The following is a 23,641-nucleotide window of genomic DNA, read 5'->3' as shown; positions in this document are numbered from 1 at the left end:
AAGCCCGGCATCGCTGCCGGGCTTCGTCGTTACCGCGATGCCGCGCGGATTACCAGATCACGACCTGCTGGTCGCCGCTGCGCACCATCGGATCGCCGGCCTTGCACTCGAACGCAGCCGCGAACGCGGGCAGGTTCGACGGCGCGCCGATCGCGCGGAAGTTCGCCGGTGCATGCGAGTCGGTCTTCAGCCGCACGTCGAGTTCCTGCGGGGTGAAGTTGCGACGCCACACGGTGGCCCAGTTGAGGAAGAAACGCTGGTCGCGGCTCAGGCCGTCGGTCATCGGATCGGGCGTGTCGCCGGCCGCCTTCTTCATCGCGTCGTAGGCCGTCGCCAAGCCGCCGAGATCGGCGATGTTCTCGCCAAGCGTGAGCTTTCCGTCGACATGCTTGCCCGGCGCGGCCTCGTACGCGCTGAACTGCGAGGTGAGCAGGTCGGTGCGGCCGGTGAAGCCGGTCGAGTCGGCCTTGGTCCACCAGTTCTCGAACTTGCCGGTCGGCCCGAAGCGGCTGCCCTGGTCGTCGTAGCCGTGGGTCATCTCGTGACCGATCACCGCGCCGATGCCGCCGTAGTTCATTTCATCCGATGCGTTGGGATCGAAGAACGGCGGCTGCAGGATTGCGGCCGGGAACACGATCTCGTTCTGTAGCGGGTTGTAGTAGGCGTTGACCGTCTGCGGCGTCATGCCCCATTCGGTCCTGTCGACCGGCTGGCCGATCTTCGACAGCATCCACTTGTAGTTGAACTCGGTCGCGGCGAGCACGTTGCCGATGTAGCTGTCGCGCGAGGTCGACAGGCCGTCCCAGGCGCGCCACTTCTCGGGATAGCCGATCTTCGGCGTGAACGAGGCCCACTTCTCCATCGCCTTGGCCTTGGTCTCGTCGGTCATCCAGTCGAGATTCTCGATGCGGACCTTGAGTGCCTGGCTGAGATTCTCGACCAGCGTTTCCATGCGCGCCTTGGACTCGGCCGGAAACGCGACCTGCACGTAGAGCTGCCCCAGTGTTTCGCCGGCCTGGTCATTGAGCGTATCGAGCACGCGCTTCTCGCGCGCCTTCAGTTCCTTCTGGCCGCGCAGCTTGTTGCCGTAGAAGTCGAAGTTCTCCTGCACGAACGCATCGCCGAGATACGGCGCGGCGCCGTCGACGAGGTGGTAGCGCAGATAGCTCTGCCAGTCGGCGACCGGCGTGTCGCCGAGCATCGCGCTGACTTCCTTGTGGAAATCCGGAATCGCCAGCGAGAACTTCTCCGGCACCGCCACGCCCTGCGATTCGAAGAACGCCGTCCACGGGAAGTTCGGCGTCAGCGCGTCGGCTTCGGCCGGGGTAACCGGGTTGTAGAACAGCTTCACGTCACGCGACATCTCGACGCTGGACTTGGACTTCGACGCCAGGCGCGTTTCGAACGCCAGCACCGACTTGGCCTGTGTCGCCGCGTCGGCCGCCGGCACGCCCGACAGCTCGAGCATCTTCGCCACGTGCGCCACGTACTGCTCGCGCACCGGGGCCTTGTCGGCATCGGTGTAGTAGCTGGTGTCGGGCAGGCCCAGGCCACCCTGCATCACGTAGGCGATGTTCATCGTCGGCGCGTCGAAATCGGCCTCGGGGCCGAAGCCGAACAGGCCGCCTTCGCCGCGCGCATAGGTCTGGCGCAGGTACTCGGCGACCGCCGGGCCGTCGGCCAGGGATTCGATCGCGGCCAAGCGGTCCTTCAGCGGCTCGACGCCCTGGGCGTTGATCCTGGCTGCGTCCATGCCGGTGGCCCAGAAGTCACCGACGATCTTCTCGACACCGGTCGCAGCGGTGTCGGCGGCGGATTGCTCGGCGAGCTGACGCTGGATCGCGGTCGAGCGCTCGTCGAGCATCTCGAACGCGCCCCACGAGGTGCGGTCACCGGGGATGGCATTGGCGGCGAGCCACTTGCCGTTCGCGTACGCGTCGAAATCGGTACAGGCGTTCTTGCTGGTATCGAGATCGCCGATCTCGAAACGGTTCACGCCGGGCAGCGCGCTCTCGTCGAGCGTCAGTGTCTTTGGCGCGGCGGCATCCGTCGCCGGCGCAGCGGCCGTGGCCGGCGGGGTGTCCTGGCCGCCCGAACAGGCGGACAGCGCCAGCACGACCGAACAGGTCAGCAACAGGCGCTTGGGTGCGAAGGCAATCACGTGGAATCTCCGTAGAGGAAGGACCGCCGGGCGGCGCCCGGTGTGGGCGCACTCTACGCTTGCCCCGGAAGCGCCGGGGGTGTCGAAGGTCATGCGTGGACCGGCTGTGCCCGGCGCCGTTGATTCCGGCCAAGACCTGCTTTGCGGTTCCTGGCGCCCCGTGTGTCGGAGACGGGTGACGTTCGACCCATGCGCGCCCGCGCACGGTGGAGGAGGATCGACCCGTCGTGCCGATGGCACAGGGAGAGAACCGATGCTCGCGATCCGTGACCTGACCAAGATCTATGCCAACGGCGTGCGCGCCCTCGACGGCGTGACGCTCGACATCCCGCGCGGCATGTTCGGCTTGCTGGGGCCCAACGGCGCCGGGAAGTCATCGCTGATGCGCACCTTGGCGACACTGCAATCGGCCGACGGCGGCAGCGCCACGCTCGACGGCAGCGACGGTCCGATCGACGTGCTGCGCGACAAGGATGCCGTGCGCCGTCAGCTCGGCTACCTGCCGCAGGATTTCGGCGTGTATCCCAAGGTCAGCGCGCTGGATCTGCTCGAACACTTCGCTGTGCTCAAGGGCCTGACCGATCGCAAGCAGCGGCGCGAGGTCGTCGACGGCCTGCTTGCGCAGGTGAACCTGTGGGATGCGCGCAAGCGCAAGCTCGGCACGTTCTCCGGCGGCATGCGCCAGCGCTTCGGCATCGCCCAGGCGCTGCTCGGCAATCCGCGCCTGGTGATCGTCGACGAGCCCACCGCCGGTCTCGATCCCGAGGAGCGCAACCGCTTCCTCAACTTGCTGGCGGCGATCGGCGAGGACGTCGTGGTGATCCTGTCGACGCACATCGTCGAGGACGTCACCGACCTGTGCCCGACGATGGCGATCATGAATCGCGGCCAGGTGTTGCTGACCGGACGGCCCAGCGATGCGATCGAAGCGCTGTCGCAACAGGTCTGGCGCAAGCAGGTGACCAAGGAGACGCTGTCCGGGTACGAAGCCGCGCACACGGTGCTGTCGACGCGACTGGTCGCCGGTCAGCCGGTCATCCACGTGCACAGTGCGGAACGGCCGGAAGACGGGTTCGTCCAGATCGATCCGGATCTCGAAGACGTGTACTTCCAGCGCCTGCGCCTGCAGGCACGGCAGCAGGCCGCCGCAGCGCCGGTCGTCTGAGCCGGAGCCCGCCATGATCCTCGAATTCTTCCGTTTCGAGCTGCGTCAGCAGCTCCGCTCGCCGCTGCTGTGGTTCCTCGCGGCGCTGTTCGCACTGCTCGGGTTCGGCGCCGCCTCCAGCGATGCCGTGCAGATCGGCGGCGCGATCGGCAACGTGCATCGCAACGCGCCGGTCGTCGTCGCCCAGCTGTTCGGCGCCTTCACCCTGCTGACGATGCTGATCGTGCCGATCTTCGTCAGTACCGCGCTGCTGCGCGATTTCGAGCAGGGCACCGCGGACCTGCTGTTCTCGGGGCCGGTGCGCCGGCGCGATTACCTGCTCGGCCGGATCGGTGCCGCGCTGCTGGCAAGCCTGGCGGTGTTCGTGGTCATCGCCATCGGCCTGTTCGTCGCGCAGTTCATGCCGTGGATCGATCCGGCGCGCCTGGGGCCGGCGTCGTTGCAGCCGTATCTGTGGTCGCTCGGCGTAATCGTGCTGCCGAACCTGCTGTTCGTCACCGCGCTGCTGGCGCTGCTTGCCGTCACCACGCGTTCGATCCTGTGGGTCTACATCGGTGTGCTCGCGTTCTTCGTGCTCTATCTCGTCAGCGCGACGCTGATGCGAGACATCGACAACATCTGGCTGGCCACGCTGGCCGAGCCCCTAGGTGCCCGCGCGCTGTCGCGCACGGTGCGCTACTGGTCCGCCGAGGAGCGCAACTCCGGCCTGCCTGCATTGGCCGACTATCTGCTCGCCAACCGCGCGCTGTGGCTGGGCGTGTCGCTGACGCTGTTCGCGTCGACGTTCGCGTTGTTCCGCACCGAGCGCAGCGGTACCGGGCGCAGCCTGTTCAAGCGTCGCCGCGTGGTGCCGCCGGTGACCTTGGCTTCTGTCGTGCCCTCGCGCGCGCCGATCCGCGTGCAGCCCGTATTCGGTGCGGCCACCGGGTGGTCGCAGACCTGGCGGCAGGTGCACTTCGACACGGCGGGGGTTCTGCGCAGCGTGCCGTTCCTGGTGATGCTGCTGTTCGGCATCCTTAATTTCGTACCCTCGGCGCTGCTGCAGCAGTCGATGTACGGCACGTCGGTCTATCCGGTCACCTCGCAGATGCTCGATGCGATGCGCGGCAGCTACAGCTTCCTGCTGCTGATCGTGGTGATGTTCTACGCCGGCGAACTGGTGTGGAAGGAACGCAGCGCCAAGCTCAACGAAGTGGTCGATGCGATGCCCGTGGCCAACCGCATTCCGTTGCTGGCGAAGTTCCTGACCCTGCTGGTCGTGATCGCGCTGTTTCAGCTAATCGGCATGGCGATGGCGATGGCGGTGCAGCTGTTCAAGGGCAGCGTGCAGCTGGAGCCGCTGGTCTATGCGCAGGCGCTGGTGTTCGACTCGATACCCTACGTGATCATGGGTGGGCTCGCGCTGGCGCTGCAGGTCTTTGCCAACAACAAGTTCATCGGGTACGGGCTTCTGGTGCTGGTGCTCGTCGCGCAGGCCGTGCTCGGAATGCTCGACTTTACCCACAACCTCTACACCATCGGGTCGTGGCCGAACGCACCGTATTCCGACATGAACGGCTACGGGCATTTCCTCGTCGGGCAGCTGGCGTTCCAGGGCTACTGGGGCCTGTTCGTCGCCGCGCTGTTGCTGCTCGCGGCGGCGCTGTGGGTGCGCGGCGTCGATGGCGGCTGGCGCCAGCGTCTGTCCGGCATGCGTGCGCAGCTGCGTGGCGGGTTGGGCATCGCGTTCGCGATCACCGTGCTTGCGTTCGCGGCCGTAGGGGGCGTGCTGTTCTGGAACACCAACGTCCGCAACGATTTCGTTTCGCCCGACGGCCAGCTCGATCTGCAGGCCCGCTACGAGCGCGACTACAAGCAGTACGAATCGCTGCCGCAGCCGCGCATCGTCGCCAGCCGCTCGGACATCGATCTGCGACCCGAAACGCAGTCGATGACCGGCACGTTGATCTACACGGTGCGCAATCCGCACGCCGAGCCGATCGCAGACATCCACATCGGCATGACCGAGGACCGCGCGCTGGTGGATGTCGATCTCGGCGGTCAGACGCTCGCTCAGCACGACGAAGCGCTGGGATACCGCATCTATCGGCTCGCCACGCCGCTGGCGCCTGGCGAAGAGCGCGAGTTCCGATTCCGGGTCGATTTTCATTCGACCGGCATTACCAGCGGCCAGGCGCAGAGCCAGTTCGTCGAGAACGGCAGCTTCTTCAACAGCCGCATGTTCCCGCAGTTCGGCTACGAGGCACGTGCCGAGATCAGCGACCGCAACGAGCGGCGCAAGCGCGATCTGGGCGAGCCGCGGCGCATGCCCAGGCTCGAGGACGAAGCGGCCCGCGCCAATACCTATCTGACCGACGACGCCGACTGGATCGATTTCAGCACCACGATCTGCACCGCACCCGACCAGATCGCGCTGGCACCGGGCTACATCGAGCGTGAGTTCGAGCGCGAGGGGCGCCGCTGTTTCAGTTATGCGATGGACCGCCCGATGTTGAATTTCTATGCGTTTCTGTCGGCGCGCTGGGAAGTCCGTAAGGGCACGTACAAGGACATTCCGATCGAGGTGTATTTCGATCCCAAGCATCCGTTCAACGTCGACCGGATGATCGAGGCCACGCAGAAGTCACTGGCCTACTACGAGGCCAATTTCACCCCCTACCAGCATCGCCAGCTGCGCATCATCGAGTTCCCCGGCTATGCCAGCTTCGCCCAGGCGTTCGCCAACACGGTGCCGTACTCGGAGTCGATCGGCTTCATTGCCGATCTGCGTGACGCCGACAAATTCGACTACGTGTTCTATGTCACCGCGCACGAGGTCGCGCACCAGTGGTGGGCGCACCAGGTGATCGGCGCGAACGTGCAGGGCGCGACGATGCTGTCCGAGTCGCTGTCGCAGTACTCGGCGCTGATGGTCATGGAGCAGGAATACGGCCGGCCCCGCATGCGCCAGTTCCTCAAGTACGAACTGGACCGTTATCTCGGTGGCCGCGGGGGAGAACTGCTCGAAGAATTGCCGCTCTACCGCGTGGAAAACCAGCAGTACATCCATTACCAGAAAGGTTCGCTGGTGTTCTACCGCCTGCGCGATGAGATGGGCGAGGCCGCGCTCAATCGTGCCCTCAAGCGTTTCCTCGAGGACAAGGCCTACCAGCAGCCGCCGTATACAACGTCGCGCGAACTGCTGGAGTACATCCGTGCCGAAGCGCGACCCGACCAGCAGGCGTTGATCACAGACCTGTTCGAAAACATCAGCTTCTACGACAACCGGGTGATGACGGCGGCTGCGAAGCGTCGAGAGGACGGGCGCTACGACGTCACGCTGACCCTGCACGCGGCCAAACGGTATGCCGACGGCACCGGTCGCGAGACCGAAGGCGCACTCGATGACTGGATCGAGGTCGGTGTATTCGCGCGCGGCCCGTCGGGCAAGGAGCGCGACGAAAAGGTGCTGTACCTGGAGCGCCACCACATCACGACAGCCGATCCGGTGATCACCGTGACCGTCGACGAGGCGCCGTTCGAAGCCGGCTTCGATCCGTACAACAAGCTGATCGACCGCGTGTCGTCGGACAACCGGCGGCGGGTGACGCTGTAGCGGAACCAGTCTTCGGAGCGAAGCAGCCCTTCGTTCCGAAGACTTTGATCAGGGGGGCGGCACGTCGGTCGCAGGCGCCGCGTCGTTGAGCCGCTTGCTCTCGCGGCGCGGTCGCGTCAGCGGCGTGGGCTTCGGGCCCGGCGCGTGGGTGTTCTTGATGATCAACGGAATGCCGGCGCGGGTGTCGTTGCTGGCGGTTTCCAGCTCGAAGCGCTCGGCGTCGAGACGGCGGACCTGGGCCGCGATCGCGGCCGCGTCGTCGTCGGATACATCAAGCTCGCGCAGGACCGCGGCGCCGAACTGCACCGCCGATTCGAAGGTCTCGCGGATCTGGAAATCGACTCCGGCGTTGACCAGCGACAGTGAGTGCTCGCGATCGAAGGAGCGCACCAGCAGCTTGGCCTGGGCGAACTCATGACCGGCCAGTTCGACGATGCGGTCGGCGGCTTCGCGGTCGTCGATGCAGATTGCGATTGCGCGGGCGGTGCGGGCGCCGGACGCGTGCAGCACGTCGAGGCGGGTGCCGTCGCCGTAGTAGACCTTGAAGCCGAATTCGGCCGCGCTCTGGATCATCTCGATGTCGGTGTCGATGATCGTGACGTCGACATCGCGCGCCAGCAGCGACTGGCTCATGACCTGCCCGAAGCGGCCGAAACCGATGATCAGCACGCTGCCGCTCTGGCCTGCGACGTCTTCCACGTCGTCCGGTCGCGCGGCTTTGGCGCGGACGATGAATCGCTGGGTCGACAGCACGACCAGCGGCGTCAGCGCCATCGACAGCACGACGATCGCGGTGAGATTCGCGTTGACTTCCGCTGCGATCAGGCCGGTCGCGGCGGCGGTGGCGAAGAGCACGAACGCGAACTCGCCGCCCTGCGCCATCAGCACCGCGCGCTCCAGCGCCTCGGGATGCGAGCTGCGGGTGATGCGCGCGACGAGGTAGATGCACAGCGCCTTGGTCGCCATCGCCGCGAACACGCCGCCGACGATCAGCGGCCAGTTGGAAGCGACCACGGTCAGGTTCAGCGCCATGCCGACGCCGAGGAAAAACAGACCCAGCAGGATGCCGCGGAAGGGTTCGATGTCGGCTTCGATCTGGTGCCGGAACGAGGACTCCGACAGCAGCACGCCGGCCAGGAACGCGCCCATCGCCATCGACAGGCCGCCGAGTTGCATCAGCAGCGCCGCGCCCAGCACCACCAGCAGCGCGGCCGCGGTCATGACCTCGCGCGCCTTGGCCGCGGCGAGGATGCGGAACATCGGGTTGAGCAGGTAGATGCCGGCGACGATCAGCGCCACCAGCGAGCCGATGCCGATCGCGATCGAGGTCCAGCGCGAAGGCGCGTCAACCGCGGCCTCCGGCGTCGGTGCGAGGAACGCCAGCAGCGCCAGTAGCGGCACGATCAGCAGATCCTCGAACAGCAGCACCGAGACGATCTTCTGGCCGTGGGGCAGGGCGGTCTCGCCGCGCTCCGACAACAACTGCATCACCACCGCGGTCGAGGTCATCACGAAGCCGGCGGCGCCGACGAAGGCGATCGGCCACGGGAAGCCGAACGCCGCGCCGAGCAGGGTCAGCGCGGTGATGCTCAAGATGATCTGCAGCGCGCCGAGGCCGAAGATCTGCCGGCGCAGGCTCCACAGGTGCGAGGGCCGCATCTCCAGGCCGATGACGAACAGGAACATCACCACGCCGAGTTCGGCGACATGCAGGATTGATTCGGGGTCGGAAAACCAGCCGAAGCCGAACGGCCCGATCGCCAGACCTGCAGCCAGATAACCGAGCACCGAGCCGAGCCGGAGCTTGCGGAACAGCGGTACCGCAACCACGGCAGCGCCCAGCAGGGCGACGACCTGGATCAGCTGGCTGGTGGTTTCCTGGGACTCGGTGGCCATGCCTATTTCCGTGGGGCGGTGGCGGACAACAGCAGGAAACCACCGGCCAGTGCGATGTTCTTCATGAAGTGGAGCAGCTGGCCGTCCTGGGCGCCAGCGCGCGCCGCCCAGAACGGATGCGACAGCGCCGCGTCCGCCACCAGCAGCGCCGCGGCGGCGAGTGCAGTCCAGCGCAGGCGCCGGCCGCTGAGCAGCAGCAGGCCCAGTACCAGTTCGCCGATGCTGAGCGCGAGGGCCGCATTGGACAGCGCCATGCCGTTGATCGCGCCCCAGACCCGCCAGCCGCCGAGCACGATGAACAGGCTCGCCATGAGCACACGTGCCAGCACCATCGGTGCAGAGAGCGAGGGGAGCGGAAGGCCATGGGCGGGTCCTGTCGAGGGTGCGTGAAGCGTGCCACAGCGCCCCATCGGCGCCCAGCCTCCAGCGAGGCGGCACCTCGCGCAGTGGGATGCCTGAGCGCCCGCTGTCGTCGCTCGCTGCAGGCCTCTGGAGTACGGGGCTGAATTGGCGTAGACTCTGCCCCGTTCTGCAACACGGCTGCCCCTGTCCGACGCGATCCGCGCCGACAGATACGATCCTGGTACGCCTACCGCATTGATCGATTCCTGATCCGCGCGGACTTATCCCGCACGTCTTTCGTCGCGCAGACCACGGCCCGGAGCATCCGTAGCCGTTTCATATATTGCTCGCAGCGCGGTTCTGGATAGCTCCGAGCAAGACTTCCCAGCGGTTTCCGTTCCGGTCGTGCATCTGCACGTGTCGTCGGCGGTGGCGTGGGGAAGCGCAAGGAGTTCACTGCAATGACGTTTGAAGACCTCGGGCTGTCGCCCGCGCTGCTGCGCGCGCTCGCCGAAAACGACTACAACACGCCCACGCCGATCCAGGCCCAGGCGATTCCGCTGATCCTCGGCGGCAACGATGTCCTGGGCGGCGCCCAGACCGGCACCGGCAAGACCGCTGCGTTCGGCCTGCCGCTGCTGCAGCGTCTCGCCAAGGAAACGCCGCCCAAGGGCCCGCGCAAGCCGCGCGCACTGATCCTGGTGCCGACCCGCGAGCTCGCGGTGCAGGTCGCCGAGAACCTCAAGACCTACGGCCGCCACCTGCGCCTGAACGTCACGACGATCTTCGGCGGCGCCGGCATGCAGCCGCAGATCGACAACCTGCGCCGTGGCGTGGATGTGCTGATCGCGTGTCCGGGCCGACTGCTCGACCATATGGAAAGCGGTCACGCCAAGCTCGACGCCGTCGAGGTACTGGTGCTGGACGAGGCCGACCGCATGCTCGACATGGGCTTCCTGCCGCAGATGAAGCGCATCATGAACCGTGTGCCGAAGCAGCGTCAGACGCTGTTGTTCTCGGCCACGTTCGAGCCGCGCATCAAGGCGATGGCGCTGGAGTTCATGCGCGATCCGCAGCAGGTGCAGGTGGCGCAGAACAGCACGATCGCCGACACCATCGCGCATCGCGCGCATCCGGTGGACAACAGCCGCAAGCGCGACCTGCTGGTCGAACTGCTGTCCAAGCGCCACACCGACCAGGTGCTGGTGTTCGGCAAGACCAAGCACGGCTGCAACCGTCTGGCCGAGCAGCTGGCCGAGTCGGGTCTGCCGGCGGTCGCGATCCACGGCAACAAGAGCCAGGCGCAGCGCCAGAAGGCACTGGACATGTTCAAGTCCGGTCGCGCCCGCATTTTGGTCGCCACCGATGTGGCCGCGCGCGGTCTCGACATCCCGAACCTGCCGCTGGTGATCAACCATGATCTGCCGATGGTCGCCGAGGATTACGTGCACCGCATCGGCCGTACCGGTCGCAACGGTTCCACGGGTGAGGCGCTGTCGCTGGTCTCGCCGGAAGAGGGCGGTCTGCTGCGCCAGATCCAGCGCATGCTCAAGGCCGAGATCGACCTGACTGCGGTGCCCGGCTTCGAGCCGAGCCAGCCGGTGCGTCTCGACACGCCGATCCCGAAGAACGGTGGCGGTCAGCGTCGTCAGCCGTCTGCCGGACGTCCGGGTGCACGCATGGGCGAGCAGAAGCCAGGTGGCGAGCGCGCACCGCGCAAGCCGGGCAACCGGGGCCACGGCAAGCCGATGGACCGCAGCGCGCACGCGCACGCGGGCCCGAAGCAGCACCGTCCGGGTGCCGGCCGTCCGCAGGAGCGTCGCAGCGACAGCCGCGCGTGATCCCCGGCGCGGCGCGGGCATGACTGCCCGGGTCTCGTTCGATCAGCGCTGATGAAAAAGGCCGCCTCCGGGCGGCCTTTTTCTTGTCCCTGCAATCGCGCAGTGCCGACGTCACGCTTCTTCGCCGCTGACTTTTCAGTTGCTGGGCGTATCAGGTGCTGCAAGACCAAAGCCCTCCACCCGTGAAGGCGCAATGCCCCACGTGCGGGGGAGGGTTGGGTGGGAACCCCTCAGAGGGTGGCGTCCGCTGATGCGGGCGCGCTGCCGGTGCCGGGCATCCGCTTTGAACGCCCAAGTTCTGGCGCCCATCGGAACCAGTAGGCGCGACGCCCGCGGGTGCAGATCGTTTGATCGATGTCCCCACAGCTCGCCCCCACCCAGCCCTCCCCCGCACGCGGGGGAGGGCTTCCAGAACCGCTGCCCGCGACAAGACGCTGTTCCCACAACGCAAAAGGCCGCCTTTCGGCGGCCTTCTCGTGTCCGGGCGGGCGCCCTCAGACGCCGGCGACGCGGCGTGCGGACTTGAAGCGCGTGGCCCAGTAGCCCGAATCCAGCTCCGACACCATCACGTCCTTGCCGGTGCGCGGGGCATGCACGAAGCGGCCGTCGCCCAGATAGATGCCGACATGGTCGATGCGGTTGCCACGACGACCAAAGAACACCAGGTCGCCAGCGGTGAGGGCCGTACGCTCGACGCGCTCGCCGTTCTGCGCCATGTCACGCGAGACGCGCGGCAGCTCGATGCCCAGCGCGGTGCGGAACACGTAGCCCACCAGGCCGCTGCAATCGAAGCCGCTGTCGGGGCTGGAGCCACCCCACCGGTACGGGGTGCCGATGAAGCTCAGGGCGCGCTTGAGCAGGCCCTCGACGCGGCCGTCGGCCTGGACCGGCTGGTCGACGTCCATCGCGATCAATTGATTGATGTCGCTGGCCAGCAGCATTTCCGGCTGGGCGAGCTGTGCGGTCGGCGCGGTAAGCGCGCGGGCGACCGAGGTGGTCGCTTCAAGCTGGTCGGCAGAGTCGGCGGCGAGGCCGGGGCCCGCGAACACGGGAGCTGCGGAGAACGCGAGAACGCTTGCGACAAAGGCAGTGCGAAGGCGGTGGTGGCGTGTGGCGCGGGCGCCTGGCGTTACGTCTGTCATCGTCACGTGGGTTTCACATTGTCGCGGACCAGCGGGGGAAGCTACCGGACGAGGATGTGAAAGTTGTTAAACAAAAATTAATGAATGCGTACAAGTGCTCGTTTTTGAACAGAATTCAGTGAAGGTCATGTGGAGGAAACGTCGTCGCGCTTCAGGCTGGCAGGAACGTGAAGACCGGCGCACAGGCGTCGAGACCAAGTGAATGCGGCCTTCCTGAACGGCCAGGGCCGAGATTCAATCCGTTGATGCGAGCGCCGGACAGGCCCGCCGCAATTCGTCCTTGAGAGCTGTGTCGGGACACATCCGGCGCCAATCGGGATCACCGGATCAGGGCACCCGCCCCGGCCTACTGCAGCACGCGCCGGGAGCCGGAATAGGTCCGCTGCCAGTAACTGCCGTCGAGATGATCCAGCCGCACGGTGCCGCCGGTGCTGGGCGCATGGACGAACCGGCCCTCGCCGACATAGATGCCGACATGGCTCACATTGCCGCCGCTGCCGAAGAACACCAGGTCGCCGGTGGCGAGTCTGTCGGGCGCGATCTTCGGCCCCTGATACGCGAACAGGTCCCGTGAGGTCCGCGGCAACCGCAGGTCCAGCATGTCGCGGAACACGTAGTTCACCAGCCCGCTGCAGTCGAAGCCGCCCTCCGGCGTGTTGCCGCCATAGCGGTAGGGCGTGCCGACGAGGCTGATCGCCCGCATCAGCACCGCGTTCGCCGCCGCCGGGTCGGCCGGCGCGACCGGCGTCCAGGTACGGGTCGCGGCCTGCGGCTTTGCCGCTGGCGGGGAGGGGCGCACGTCCTGGCGCCCGCAGGCGGCCAGCGCGAGGCTGCCCGCGAGCAGCGGCACCAGCCAGCGGTACGCGGCGGTTGGCGCCGGCGTGCTGGAGTCCGGATAATGCGGGGTTGATTGCATGGGGCGCCCGGTGGATTGCATCGCGGCATCCTGCCCCACCACACCTTCCTCCTCAAGCGGCGTTGCCGCGCTACCCGGATATTCCAGCAATGAAGATCGAAAAAGACCGCGTCGTCCGTTTCCATTACAGCGTCGCCGAAGCGGGCCAGGAGCCGGTCGAGACCTCGCGCGATCGCGAGCCGCTGGCCATCCTGTTCGGCCACGGCAACATCATTCCGGGCCTGGAGAAGGCGATGGACGGCCGCGAGGCGGGCGAGACCTTCAAGGCCGACGTGATCGCGGCCGACGCCTACGGCGAGCGCCGTGACGGCATGACCCAGCGCGTGCCCAAGAAGCATTTCGGCGACCAGCGGCTCTCGGTCGGCCAGCAGGTCGTGCTCAACACGAGCTTCGGCCCGCGTGCGGTGACGATCGAAAAGATCGGCATGAGTGTGGTCGACGTGGACCTCAATCACCCGATGGCCGGCAAGGATCTGCAGTTCGACATCGAGATCGTCGAAGTGCGCGAAGCCTCGGCCGAGGAAGTCGAGCACGGCCATGTGCACGGCGACGGCGGCCACCAGCACTGAGGCCTGCTGCAGCGTCCGTCGCAGACGCGGCCCACTGCAATGCGGCGGACGGCAACAAAGCGCCACTTATATAGATAGAGTCGATACGGGCGGGCTCCGGGCACCGCAGGCGCGGTGAGTGATACGCGCAGCGGGAGTTGGGGCAGGCTCCGGGGATGATCCGCGCCGCCGGCAATCGCCCGGCGGCGCCCATATCGCGAGGACCGCAGGATGCAGACACAAGCCACGCTTGGACCGGTGCCCACCGGCGAACGTCTCGAAGTCATGGACGTGCTGCGCGGGATCGCGCTGCTCGGCGTGTTCGCGATGAACATCGAATGGTTCAACCGGCCGATGCAGCAGATGGGTTCGGGCATTCCGGTCGATGCGACGGGGCTCGATTACGCGGTCGCGTGGGTCGTATACGTGTTCGTCGCCGGCAAGTTCTGGACGATGTTCTCGCTGTTGTTCGGCATGGGCTTCGTGCTGCTGAGCGGGCGCATCGCCGCTGCCGGGCTGTCGGTTGAACGCGTCTACCTGCGCCGGATGGCGGCACTGCTGCTGTTCGGCGTGCTGCACATCGTGGTGCTGTGGCCAGGCGACATCCTGCATACCTATGCGATCGCCGGCGCCATCCTGATGGCGATGCGCACGCTGGCGCCCAAGTGGCAATTGCTGACCGGCCTGCTGCTCTATGCCGGGATTGCGGCGTGCTATCTGTTGTTCGCCGCCGTCATGTTCTTGCTGCCCGAGGCCACACTGGTCGAGCTGACCGCACCGATCGCGGCCAGCGCCGAGCGCGCAGCGAGTGTCTATCCCGACGGCGGCTTCGGTGCGGTGCTCGTGCAGCGCGTCAGCGACTACGCGCAGATCGGCCTGATGGGCCAGACGATGTTGGTGCCGATGGTGCTGGGCGTGTTCCTGATCGGCAGCTGGCTGATGTCCGGCGGCTGGCTGCAGGCACCGGCCGGGCAGCGCCGGTTCTGGTGGCGCCTGCTGGCGCTCACCCTGCCGATGGGACTGCTGTTCACCGCGCTCGGTGTCAGCGTGGGCACGACGTTCGCCCTGGGCGCGATGGATCCGCGCGGGATTCTGGCGCAGGGCCTGATGCTGTGCGGCGCGCTGCCGATGTCGCTGGCCTATGTCGCGCTGGTCGTGCTCGCCTGGACCAGTGCCACGGGCGCGCGCGTGCTCGGCGTGTTCGCGCCGGCCGGACGCATGGCGTTGACGCATTACCTCGGCCAGTCGCTGATCTGCTCGCTGGTGTTCTACGGCTACGGATTCGGCTTGTGGGGTGAACTCGGCCGCGCAGCGCAGACCGGCATCGTGCTGGGCGTATTCGCGCTGCAGATCGCGGTCAGCCACCTCTGGCTGTCGCATCACCGCCATGGGCCGATGGAGTGGACCTGGCGCTGGCTGACCTACGGACGGCGTCCGGGTTGGCGGCGCATTCCCGCCCTGCCGTGAGCGACCCCGCTTGAACGCGCGTAACGATGTGCTGATCGTCGGCGGCGGGGTCATCGGCCTCGCCAGCGGCATCGCGCTACTGCAGGCCGGTCGCAGCGTCCGCGTGCTCGAGGCCGCCACTGCCGGTAGCGGCAGCTCACACGGCAACTGCGGCACGATCACGCCGAGCCACGCCGCGCCGCTCGCCGCGCCCGGCGCCGTCGCCAAGGCGCTGCGCTGGATGCTGATGCCCGACGCGCCGTTCCGGGTGAGCCCGCGCGTTGACCCGGTGTTGTGGCGCTGGATGATCGGCTTCGCACGCCACTGCAACCGGCCCGACTGGCTGCGCGCAATGCACGCGCGCTCGACGATCCTCGAAGCCTCGCGCGCCGCGTTTCCGGACTGGCTGGACGCACTGGGTATCGACTGCGAATTCGAAGCCTCCGGCGTTGATTACGTTTATCGCGACCGAGCCGATTTCGATGCCTTCGAGGACGAGGCCACGCAGCTGCGCGCACTGGGCGTCGCGGTCGAACGCATCGACGGCGCCGACTATCTGCGCCAGGAGCCGGCCTTGCGCGAGGGCGTGGTCGGCGCGATTCGCTTTCCTGGTGATGCGCGCCTGCGCCCCGATCGCTACGTCGCAGGCCTCGCCCAGGCGTTCCGCGCGCTGGGCGGCGAACTGGTCGAACATTGCGAAGTGCGCTCGATCGAGGACACCGGCGACGGCGTGCGCGTGGACACCAGCCAAGGGGTGCTGACCGGGCGCGATCTACTGCTGGCCACCGGCGCCTGGTCGCCGCTGCTCGCGAAGTCGCTGCGGCTGCGGGTGCCTGTGCAACCGGGCAAGGGGTACTCGATCACCTACTCGCGTCCGTCGATCGTGCCGCGCATGCCGATGGTGCTGCACGAACGCAGCGTCTGCGTGACCGTCTGGGACAGCGGGTTCCGGCTTGGCAGCACCATGGAATTCTCCGGCTACGACCGCTCGCTCAATCGCGTGCGTCTCGATGCGCTGGAGCGCGCCGCGCGCGAATATCTGCGTGAGCCGGTGGGGCCGGTGCGTGAGGAAGAGTGGTACGGCTGGCGTCCGGTCAGCGTCGACGACGTGCCGATTCTCGGCCTCGCACCCGGCCATCGTCACCTCTGGCTCGCGACCGGGCATGGCATGCTCGGGGTCAGCATGAGCGTGGCGACCGGACAACTGATGAGCGATCTGATCTGCGGCCACGCGCCGCGTTTCGACCCCGCGCCCTACGCGCCGGCGCGGTTCGCATGAGCGCATCGCAACACGACGATTCCACGCTGCTGCACTTCGACCTCATCGTCATCGGCGGGGGCTCCGGTGGTCTGGCCGCAGCATTCCGCGCCGCCGAATACGGCCAGCGCGTGGCGCTGCTCGAGCCGCAGCCGCTCGGCGGCACCTGTGTGAACGTCGGTTGCGTGCCGAAGAAGGCGATGTGGCTCGCGGCCGATCTGCGCCTGCGTTTGGAGCAGGCAGCGCGGCTGGGCTTCGACCTGCCGATGGATGCGCATGTCGCCTTCGACTGGCCGTCCTTCATCACCGACCGTCAGCGCTACATCCACGGTATCCATGACAGCTATCGCAAGCGTCTCGATCGCGACGGCATCCTCGTGCTGCCGACGCGTGGGCGGCTTGCCGGGCGCGACCGCGTCGAGTGCGACGACGGTACCTGTCTGACCGCGCCGCACATCGTGCTGGCCGCCGGTTCACATCCGCAGCGTCCCGATATCCCGGGCGCCGCGCTGGGCGCGATCTCCGACGATTTCTTCCGCTGGTGCGAGGCGCCGCCACGCGTCGCGCTCATTGGTGGCGGCTATATCGCCGTCGAACTCGCAGGCGTGCTGCAGGCGCTCGGCAGCCAGGTGGACGTGTTCGTGCGCGACCAGCGCCTGCTGCGGCAGGCCGATGCCGAACTCGTCGCGCAGCTGCAGGACAACTACTGCCAGCAGGGTATCGAACTGGTGTTCGGGTACGGGCTCAAGGCCCTGCATCGCGACGACGATGGCCTGCGTCTCGAAGCCGAAGACGGCACGATGCGCAACGGCTATGACGAAGTCCTGTTCGCGACCGGCCGCCGTCCCAATACTGGCGATCTCGGGCTCGACACCGTCGGCATCACGCCCGATGCGGCCGGCAACATCCCGGTCGACGCGTGGCAATCCACACCTGCGCCGGGCGTGTATGCGGTCGGCGACATCTGCGGCTGTGGACCGACGCTGACCCCGGTCGCGATCGCTGCGGCGCGTCGTCTGTGCGATCGCCTGTTCGGCGGCAAGCCGGATGCGAAGCTGGATGCCGACAACGTGCCGTCGGTAGTGTTCTCGCATCCACCGTTGGCGATGGTCGGGCTGACCGAGGCGCAGGCGCGCGAGACCTACGGCGAGGACGTGCACGTCTATTGCAGCAATTTCCGCCCGATGCGCGAGGCGCTGGCTGAATCGAGCCAGCGCAGCCTGTTCAAGCTGGTCTGCGTCGGCGACGAACGGCGCGTGGTCGGTATCCATCTGCTCGGCGATGCGGCTGACGAGATCCTGCAGGGCTTCGCGGTCGCGCTGAAGATGGGCGCAGCCCTCGACGACCTGCACGACACGATCGCGATCCACCCGACCAGCGCCGAGGAAGTGGTGCTGATGCGCTGAGCGTCGGGCGGCGAGGACACCGGCATCGCCGGGGCGCGCCTACAATGCGCCAATGCGCACCGATCTCTTCGAGCTCCATCGCGGCGCCGCGCCGCTGCTGATCAGCATTCCGCACAATGGCACGCGCGTGCCCGACGCGATCGCCTCGGGATTGACCGGTGAATCGCGTCGCGTGCCCGACACTGACTGGCACGTAGCCGACCTCTACGCGTTCGCGCGCGAACTCGGCGCCTCGATGCTGGTGCCCACGCATTCGCGCTATGTCGTCGACCTCAACCGGTCCGAAGACGATGTCTCGCTGTATCCGGGCCAGAACACGACCGGCCTGTGCCCGGTGGTGCGCTTTGACGGCGGTCCGGTCTACATGCCCGGTGCAGAGCCGTCACCAGCCGACATCAAGGCGCGCATCGACACCTACTGGCGCCCCTACCACGCCGCGCTCACCGAAGAGCTCGCGCGATTGCGGGCCGCGCACGGGCGGGTCGTGTTGTGGGAAGCGCATTCGATCCGCGGCACGCTGCCGTTCCTGTTCGAAGGCCCGCTGCCCGATCTCAATCTCGGCACCGCCAGCGGGGCGAGCTGCAGTGCCGAACTGGAAGCGCGGATGACCGCGCAACTGGCGGCGCAGTCGACGTTCCGCTTCGTCGCCAACGGGCGCTTCAAGGGTGGCCACATCACGCGCCATTACGGACGCCCGGAGACCGGCATCGAAGCCGTGCAGCTGGAAATCAGCCAGCGCTGCTACATGGACGAAGACAGCTTTGCCTGGGACGCCGCGCGCGCCGCACGGCTGCAGCCGCTGCTGCGCATGTTGATCGAAGACGCGATCGGGCATGCCATCGGAGACGCCCGCCGCGCATGAGCGACGCGCGCGCCCGCGATTCCGAGCTGCTGAGGCCGTTCCGGCCGATGCTGTGGCTGGTGGCCGCGGCGGTGTTCATGCAGATGCTCGACACCACGATCGTCAACACCGCGCTGCCGTCGATGGCGGTCGATCTGGGCCAGTCGCCGCTGCGCATGCAGTCGGTCGTCGTGGCCTACGCGCTGACGGTGGCGATGCTGATTCCCGCGTCGGGCTGGCTGGCCGACCGCTTTGGCACCCGGCGTCTGTTCGTCGCCGCGATCGTGTTGTTCTCAGCAGGCTCGCTGGCCTGTGCGCTCTCGCAGAACCTCGATGCGCTGGTCGCCGCGCGCGTGCTGCAGGGCATTGGCGGCGCGATGATGCTGCCGGTCGGGCGACTGGCGGTGCTGCGCGCGGTGCCGCGCACGGCGTTTCTTGCGGCGATGAGTTTCGTCACCGTGCCCGGCCTGATCGGTCCGCTGATCGGGCCGGCGCTCGGCGGCTGGCTGACGGAGGTCGCGTCCTGGCACTGGATCTTCCTGATCAACCTGCCGTTGGGTGTGCTCGGTGCGATTGCGGCCTTGAAGTGGATGCCCGATCTGCGCGCGCCGGTGTCGCGTTTCGACCTGCCGGGCTACGCGATGCTCGCCTTCGGCATGATCGCGATCTCGCTGTCGGTCGAGGCCTTGTCCGGCCATGCGGGGCGGCATGCGGCCCTGGTCGTGCTGCTGGTCACCGGCCTCGCCGCGCTGGTCGCGTACTGGCTGCACGCCGCGCGGGCGGTCGCGCCGTTGTTTCCGCTGAGCTTGTTCCGCACGCGCACCTTCAGCGTCGGCCTGCTGGGCAACCTGTTCGCGCGCCTGGGCAGCAGCGGTATGCCCTACATGATTCCGCTGCTGCTGCAGGTCGCACTCGGCTATCCGCCGACCCGTGCCGGGCTGATGATGATTCCGGTCGCGTTGGCCGGCATGTTCTCCAAGCGCATTGTCGTGCCGCTGGTCCAGCGCTTCGGCTACCGCAACGTGCTGGTGGTCAACACCGTGCTGACGGGCCTGACGATGGCCAGCTTCGCACTGGTCGACAGGGGCCAGCCGACCTGGCTGCACATCGTCCAGTTCGCGATCTTCGGCGCGGTCAATTCGCTGCAGTTCACCGCAATGAACACCCTGGCGCTGCGCGATCTCGGCGGCCCGGAAGCGAGCGCCGGCAACAGTCTGCTGTCGATGGTGATGATGCTGGCGATGAGTCTGGGGGTCGCGACTGCGGGCGGGCTGCTCGGCGCCTTCAGTGGCGAGCCGGTCGGCGATGCGCCGGTGCTCGCGGCCTTCCGCTGGACGTTCGTCTGCATCGGCGCGCTGACACTGGCATCGGCGGCGATTTTTGCCCAGCTCGGCCGCACCCATCGCATTCCGGGGCGCGTTGTCGAGACCAGCGATCAGGCCTGACGCGACGCTTGTTTGACCGCGCGCAGTTCCCACAGCAGATACGGCGCGCGCGGCGTGAACGCGCGGCCACGCATCCAGCGCAGCCAGCGCCGCAATGCGCGTGCGGCGAGCTTGCGCGGGCCGTGATTCTGCGGCGAGCCGGGCAGGCCGCTGTAGGCCGCGCCACGTTCGGTGCGGATCACCCGCACGATCTCGAAATGCCCGTGGAAGCCGTACATGCGCCCGTCGGGCGCGGGCCCGCAGAAATACGTGTGGCTGTCGTCGGTGATGATGTTGACGTGGGTCGGATCGACGAAGGCATCGGTGTGCGGGAACGCCGGCGTCAGCGCGTACAGACGGCCGTCGTGCGCGAGCACCCGCCAAACCTCGTTCATCAGCTCGATGAAGGGAAAGCGCGTGCCGCCTTGGCCATCGGGAAAGATCCGCGGCACGTGCTCGATGAAATCGTAGGCCGACACCGAGCCGAAGTTGTCATCGGGGTAGGGAATCGGCGCGACCACGAGGTTCGCGGTGCGGTGCTCGTGTGCGAGGTCGCCGTCGGGGGCGCGGATGTCGATGCCGCACAGCTGCGCACGCCCGTAGGGGTTGCGCGGGGCATCACCGCAGCCGAGATCGAGATGGCGGTCGGGAAGTGGCATCCCCGGATTGTGCCGCGAAACACGCATTCAGGCGTTACGCGGCCGTTAGCCATGCGCTGCCGGCTATCGTGCGCAGGTGCGGATCCGCTAGTGCGTCAGGACACCGATGCTGTCGCTCAGGGCAATCACCAAGGGCAGCAGATTCAAGCCCAACATGCTTAACGCGAACGGGCGGCGCTCGCCGCGTTTGAGCGCGGCAATCGCGCATAGCGCGCCGCCGACCCATCCCATCAGGCACGCGATCAGGATGCCGATGGCGCAAGACAGTCCGGCAAAGCCGCAGTGCATCGGGTCGACCAGCAGGCGGACCAGGGCCCAGGCCAGCACCGGCCACCCGGCCAGCAGCCCGAGCGCGAACAGGCTCGCGACAGGGCGTGGTCGCGTCACAGCGACGTCGACGTCCAGTGGATGACGCTCACGGCGCCGTGAGCGTCGACGGGCGCCGACTCAGTCGGTTCGGCATGCTCGCGAACGGACGCGGCGTCCCCCATGCTCAGACCTCCAGCGTCGCGAGGTCGCCCTTGGTCTCCAGCCACGCCTTGCGATCACCGGCGCGCTTCTTCGCCAGCAGCATGTCGACCAGTGAACGCGTCTGCAGGTTGTCGTCGATGGTCAGCTGCACCAGGCGGCGCGTATCGGGATGGATCGCCGATTCGCGCAACTGCGAGGGGTTCATCTCGCCCAGGCCCTTGAACCGGGTGACGTTGATCTGGCCCTTGAGCTTCTCGCGCGCGATCTTCTCCAGCAGCAGACGCTTCTCTTCTTCGTCCAGCGCGTAGAATACCTGCTTGCCCACGTCGACACGGAACAGCGGCGGCATCGCGACGAAGATGTTGCCGGCCGCGACCAGCGCCGGAAAGTGCTGCAGGAACAGCGCGCACAGCAGCGTTGCGATGTGCAGGCCGTCGGAGTCGGCATCGGCCAGGATCACCACCTTGCCGTAGCGCAGGCCGGAGATGTCATCCTTGCCCGGATCGCAGCCGATCGCGATCGCCAGGTTGTGCACTTCCTCCGACGCCAGGACCGACGTGCTCGCCACTTCCCAGGTGTTGAGGATCTTGCCTCGAAGGGGAAGGATCGCCTGGAAGTCCTTGTCGCGCGCCTGTTTGGCACTGCCGCCCGCCGAGTCGCCCTCGACCAGGAACAATTCGGTGCGCGAGAGATCCTGGCTGATGCAGTCGGCCAGCTTGCCTGGCAGCGCCGGCCCCTGGGTGACCTTCTTGCGGACGATCTGCTTTTCGGTCTTCAGGCGCGCGCTGGCGCGGTCGATCGCCAGCTGGGCGATCTTCTCGCCCAGATCCGTGTGCTGGTTGAGCCACAGGCTGAAGGCATCGTGCGCGGCGCCTTCGACAAAGCCCGCGGCCTGCCGCGAGGACAGCCGCTCCTTGGTCTGGCCGGAGAACTGCGGGTCGGTCATCTTCATCGACAGCACGAAGGCGACGCGGTCCCAGACGTCTTCCGGCGCCAGCTTGACGCCGCGCGGCAGCAGATTGCGGAAGTCGCAGAATTCGCGCAGCGCGTCGGTGAAGCCGGTGCGCAGACCGTTGACATGGGTGCCGTGCTGCGCGGTTGGGATCAGATTGACGTAGCTCTCCTGCACCAGTTCGCCGTCGACCACCCACGCGACCGCCCAGTCGACGGTTTCGGTGTCCTTCTTGAGCGCGCCGACGAACAGCTCCGGCGGCAGCAGTTCGCGTTCGGCAAGCTCGCCCTTGAGGTAATCGCGGAGGCCGTCTTCGAACAGCCACTGGTCGCGTTCGCCGGTCGCTTCGTCCAGCAGCGTCACGGTCAGACCCGGACACAGCACGGCCTTGGCGCGCAGCAGGTGGCGCAGGGCGCGCACGCTGAACTTCGGGCTGTCGAAATACTTCGGGTCGGCCCAGAAGCGCACGCGGGTGCCGGTGTTCTTCTTGCCGACCGTGCCGACGACTTCCAGCGGCGAGGCGCGGTCGCCGTTCTGGAAAGTGATGCGGTGCTCGCTGCCGTCGCGCTTGATGTGCACTTCCACCAGCGTCGAGAGCGCATTGACCACGCTGACGCCGACGCCATGCAGGCCGCCGCTGAAGGTGTAGTTCTTGTTGTTGAACTTTCCGCCCGCGTGCAGCCGGGTGAGGATCAGCTCCACGCCCGGAATCTTTTCTTCCGGATGGATGTCGACCGGCATGCCGCGGCCGTCGTCGGATACCTCGCAGCTGCCGTCCTTGAACAGCGTGACTGCGATCTCGCGGGCGTGCCCGGCCAGCGCTTCGTCGACGGCGTTGTCGATGACTTCCTGCGCCAGATGGTTCGGGCGCGTGGTGTCGGTGTACATGCCGGGGCGGCGCTTGACCGGATCCAGGCCAGAGAGGACTTCGATGTCGGCGGCGTTGTAACGGGTGTTCATTCGATGCTGCGCGGCGGGAATCGGCGCATGTTAAAGGAATTGACGGTTCGCCGATTTTCCCGCTCGTCACAGCGTGAAATCGCCGGATCCGCGTCACCGCTGCGTGTAAGCGGTTGCAGTGAAGTTAGGGCCTTGTGCACCCGTTGTAAGCAGGCCGTTGTTCAGTTCCGGGCCGGGTTGCAATGGCTAGGTTCGAACCGTCGAGCAGTCCAGCCGACACCCTTCATCCGCCGCTCCACTGCGGATGGTTTGCAAGACGAAACGCTGCTCCATCTTTCGAATTCAAATATCGGAGAGTCCTCATGAAGACCCGCAACGTGCTGTTCGCCGCCATTGTCGCCACCGCCTTCGCTGCCCCCGCGTTCGCCCAGGATGCCTCTATCGAGCAGCAGGCCCGCGACGCCCAGGTCGCCGCGCAGCAGGCCGAGCAGGCGGCCCAGACCGCTGAAGCATCGGCGCAGGCTGCCAAGACCGCTGCGACCGAGGCCGACTACGCGACCGACGCGGTGAACGAGGCCTACGACGCGCAGGCCGAGGCCGCCGCACAGACCGCTGAAGAGCCGGTGCCGCAGGTCGAGGAAGAAGAGGAAGATCCGGCCTGATCCAGGCGCCTGGCAT

The 23,641-nt window shown here is 67.1% G+C and carries 18 protein-coding genes; 10 read left to right on the top strand and 8 right to left on the bottom strand.

Annotation, left to right across the window (positions count from 1 at the left end; all coding sequences use genetic code 11):
- Positions 1-49: 49 nt before the first annotated feature.
- Positions 50-2,137 carry a M13-type metalloendopeptidase gene (locus tag J2X52_RS12340; RefSeq protein ID WP_310153711.1) on the bottom strand — a complete coding sequence of 696 codons (2,088 nt, stop codon included), beginning with the start codon at positions 2,135-2,137 and terminating at the stop codon, positions 50-52.
- A gap of 277 nt (positions 2,138-2,414) precedes the next feature.
- Between J2X52_RS12340 and J2X52_RS12335 the strand changes: the two genes are divergently transcribed.
- Positions 2,415-3,326, top strand: coding sequence for an ABC transporter ATP-binding protein (locus J2X52_RS12335; RefSeq protein ID WP_310153668.1), 912 nt, complete (start codon positions 2,415-2,417; stop codon positions 3,324-3,326).
- Positions 3,327-3,339: 13 nt separating this feature from the next.
- Entirely contained in the window at positions 3,340-6,921 is a 3,582-nt protein-coding gene (locus tag J2X52_RS12330; RefSeq protein ID WP_310153664.1) for a M1 family aminopeptidase, read from the top strand.
- A 48-nt stretch (positions 6,922-6,969) separates the two neighbouring features.
- On the opposite strand, the gene J2X52_RS12325 is transcribed toward J2X52_RS12330, so the two are convergent.
- Together J2X52_RS12325 and J2X52_RS12320 are read right to left on the bottom strand one after the other, a co-directional pair.
- The gene (locus tag J2X52_RS12325; protein ID WP_310153660.1) at positions 6,970-8,817 is read right to left on the bottom strand and encodes a monovalent cation:proton antiporter-2 (CPA2) family protein; all 1,848 of its coding nucleotides are present in this window, start codon (positions 8,815-8,817) and stop codon (positions 6,970-6,972) included.
- A gap of 2 nt (positions 8,818-8,819) precedes the next feature.
- Positions 8,820-9,149, bottom strand: a complete 330-nt coding sequence (locus J2X52_RS12320) for a hypothetical protein (RefSeq protein ID WP_310153658.1) — start codon at positions 9,147-9,149, stop codon at positions 8,820-8,822.
- A 471-nt stretch (positions 9,150-9,620) separates the two neighbouring features.
- Between J2X52_RS12320 and J2X52_RS12315 the strand changes: the two genes are divergently transcribed.
- Complete coding sequence (locus J2X52_RS12315) at positions 9,621-11,000, top strand: DEAD/DEAH box helicase (RefSeq protein ID WP_310153655.1); 1,380 nt, start codon at positions 9,621-9,623, stop codon at positions 10,998-11,000.
- A 494-nt stretch (positions 11,001-11,494) separates the two neighbouring features.
- On the opposite strand, the gene J2X52_RS12310 is transcribed toward J2X52_RS12315, so the two are convergent.
- Together J2X52_RS12310 and J2X52_RS12305 are read right to left on the bottom strand one after the other, a co-directional pair.
- Entirely contained in the window at positions 11,495-12,142 is a 648-nt protein-coding gene (locus J2X52_RS12310) for a C40 family peptidase (protein WP_310153708.1), read from the bottom strand.
- A 346-nt stretch (positions 12,143-12,488) separates the two neighbouring features.
- Positions 12,489-13,058: a C40 family peptidase gene (locus J2X52_RS12305; RefSeq protein WP_310153652.1), complete on the bottom strand. Its 570-nt coding sequence runs from the start codon at positions 13,056-13,058 to the stop codon at positions 12,489-12,491.
- A gap of 89 nt (positions 13,059-13,147) precedes the next feature.
- Here J2X52_RS12305 and J2X52_RS12300 point away from each other — a divergent pair, with 89 nt between their 5' ends.
- The 6 genes from J2X52_RS12300 (at position 13,148) to mdtD (ending at position 20,002) form a co-directional block, all read left to right on the top strand.
- Positions 13,148-13,627: a peptidylprolyl isomerase gene (locus tag J2X52_RS12300; protein ID WP_310153649.1), complete on the top strand. Its 480-nt coding sequence runs from the start codon at positions 13,148-13,150 to the stop codon at positions 13,625-13,627.
- A gap of 210 nt (positions 13,628-13,837) precedes the next feature.
- Entirely contained in the window at positions 13,838-15,073 is a 1,236-nt protein-coding gene (locus J2X52_RS12295; RefSeq protein WP_310153646.1) for a DUF418 domain-containing protein, read from the top strand.
- Positions 15,074-15,083: 10 nt separating this feature from the next.
- Entirely contained in the window at positions 15,084-16,331 is a 1,248-nt protein-coding gene (locus tag J2X52_RS12290) for an FAD-dependent oxidoreductase (RefSeq protein WP_310153643.1), read from the top strand.
- Complete coding sequence (gene gorA / locus J2X52_RS12285; RefSeq protein ID WP_310153640.1) at positions 16,328-17,716, top strand: glutathione-disulfide reductase; 1,389 nt, start codon at positions 16,328-16,330, stop codon at positions 17,714-17,716. Before J2X52_RS12290 ends, gorA begins: the two co-directional genes overlap by 4 nt.
- Positions 17,717-17,768: 52 nt before the next feature.
- Positions 17,769-18,578 carry an N-formylglutamate deformylase gene (gene hutG / locus J2X52_RS12280; protein ID WP_310153637.1) on the top strand — a complete coding sequence of 270 codons (810 nt, stop codon included), beginning with the start codon at positions 17,769-17,771 and terminating at the stop codon, positions 18,576-18,578.
- Positions 18,575-20,002, top strand: coding sequence for a multidrug transporter subunit MdtD (mdtD, locus tag J2X52_RS12275; RefSeq protein WP_310153635.1), 1,428 nt, complete (start codon positions 18,575-18,577; stop codon positions 20,000-20,002). Before hutG ends, mdtD begins: the two co-directional genes overlap by 4 nt.
- On the opposite strand, the gene J2X52_RS12270 is transcribed toward mdtD, so the two are convergent.
- The 3 genes from J2X52_RS12270 to parE form a co-directional block, all read right to left on the bottom strand.
- Complete coding sequence (locus tag J2X52_RS12270) at positions 19,993-20,640, bottom strand: hypothetical protein (protein ID WP_310153630.1); 648 nt, start codon at positions 20,638-20,640, stop codon at positions 19,993-19,995. The two genes, mdtD and J2X52_RS12270, sit on opposite strands and share 10 nt — an antisense overlap.
- A gap of 87 nt (positions 20,641-20,727) precedes the next feature.
- Positions 20,728-21,027, bottom strand: a complete 300-nt coding sequence (locus J2X52_RS12265; protein ID WP_310153628.1) for a hypothetical protein — start codon at positions 21,025-21,027, stop codon at positions 20,728-20,730.
- 106 nt (positions 21,028-21,133) lie between these two features.
- Positions 21,134-23,023: a DNA topoisomerase IV subunit B gene (gene parE, locus J2X52_RS12260; protein ID WP_310153624.1), complete on the bottom strand. Its 1,890-nt coding sequence runs from the start codon at positions 23,021-23,023 to the stop codon at positions 21,134-21,136.
- A gap of 302 nt (positions 23,024-23,325) precedes the next feature.
- Between parE and J2X52_RS12255 the strand changes: the two genes are divergently transcribed.
- Entirely contained in the window at positions 23,326-23,625 is a 300-nt protein-coding gene (locus J2X52_RS12255; protein ID WP_310153621.1) for a hypothetical protein, read from the top strand.
- Positions 23,626-23,641 lie beyond the last annotated feature (16 nt).

The organism is Luteimonas sp. 3794, from assembly GCF_031456825.1.
GTDB lineage: Bacteria > Pseudomonadota > Gammaproteobacteria > Xanthomonadales > Xanthomonadaceae > Luteimonas.
The sequence above is the reverse complement of the archived record's forward strand: the minus strand, read 5'-3'. Positions and strand labels throughout refer to the sequence as shown.

What these genes read in the sequence shown, in the direction of transcription:
- J2X52_RS12295 (WP_310153646.1), top strand. Translation starts at nt 13,838, where the DNA reads ATGCAGACACAAGCCACGCTTGGACCGGTGCCCACCGGCGAACGTCTC.
- J2X52_RS12315 (WP_310153655.1), top strand. Translation starts at nt 9,621, where the DNA reads ATGACGTTTGAAGACCTCGGGCTGTCGCCCGCGCTGCTGCGCGCGCTC.
- J2X52_RS12255 (WP_310153621.1), top strand. Translation starts at nt 23,326, where the DNA reads ATGAAGACCCGCAACGTGCTGTTCGCCGCCATTGTCGCCACCGCCTTC.
- hutG (WP_310153637.1), top strand. Translation starts at nt 17,769, where the DNA reads ATGCGCACCGATCTCTTCGAGCTCCATCGCGGCGCCGCGCCGCTGCTG.
- J2X52_RS12300 (WP_310153649.1), top strand. Translation starts at nt 13,148, where the DNA reads ATGAAGATCGAAAAAGACCGCGTCGTCCGTTTCCATTACAGCGTCGCC.
- J2X52_RS12325 (WP_310153660.1), bottom strand. Translation starts at nt 8,817, where the DNA reads ATGGCCACCGAGTCCCAGGAAACCACCAGCCAGCTGATCCAGGTCGTC.
- J2X52_RS12330 (WP_310153664.1), top strand. Translation starts at nt 3,340, where the DNA reads ATGATCCTCGAATTCTTCCGTTTCGAGCTGCGTCAGCAGCTCCGCTCG.
- J2X52_RS12335 (WP_310153668.1), top strand. Translation starts at nt 2,415, where the DNA reads ATGCTCGCGATCCGTGACCTGACCAAGATCTATGCCAACGGCGTGCGC.
- J2X52_RS12310 (WP_310153708.1), bottom strand. Translation starts at nt 12,142, where the DNA reads ATGACAGACGTAACGCCAGGCGCCCGCGCCACACGCCACCACCGCCTT.
- parE (WP_310153624.1), bottom strand. Translation starts at nt 23,023, where the DNA reads ATGAACACCCGTTACAACGCCGCCGACATCGAAGTCCTCTCTGGCCTG.
- mdtD (WP_310153635.1), top strand. Translation starts at nt 18,575, where the DNA reads ATGAGCGACGCGCGCGCCCGCGATTCCGAGCTGCTGAGGCCGTTCCGG.
- gorA (WP_310153640.1), top strand. Translation starts at nt 16,328, where the DNA reads ATGAGCGCATCGCAACACGACGATTCCACGCTGCTGCACTTCGACCTC.
- J2X52_RS12305 (WP_310153652.1), bottom strand. Translation starts at nt 13,058, where the DNA reads ATGCAATCAACCCCGCATTATCCGGACTCCAGCACGCCGGCGCCAACC.
- J2X52_RS12270 (WP_310153630.1), bottom strand. Translation starts at nt 20,640, where the DNA reads ATGCCACTTCCCGACCGCCATCTCGATCTCGGCTGCGGTGATGCCCCG.
- J2X52_RS12320 (WP_310153658.1), bottom strand. Translation starts at nt 9,149, where the DNA reads ATGGTGCTGGCACGTGTGCTCATGGCGAGCCTGTTCATCGTGCTCGGC.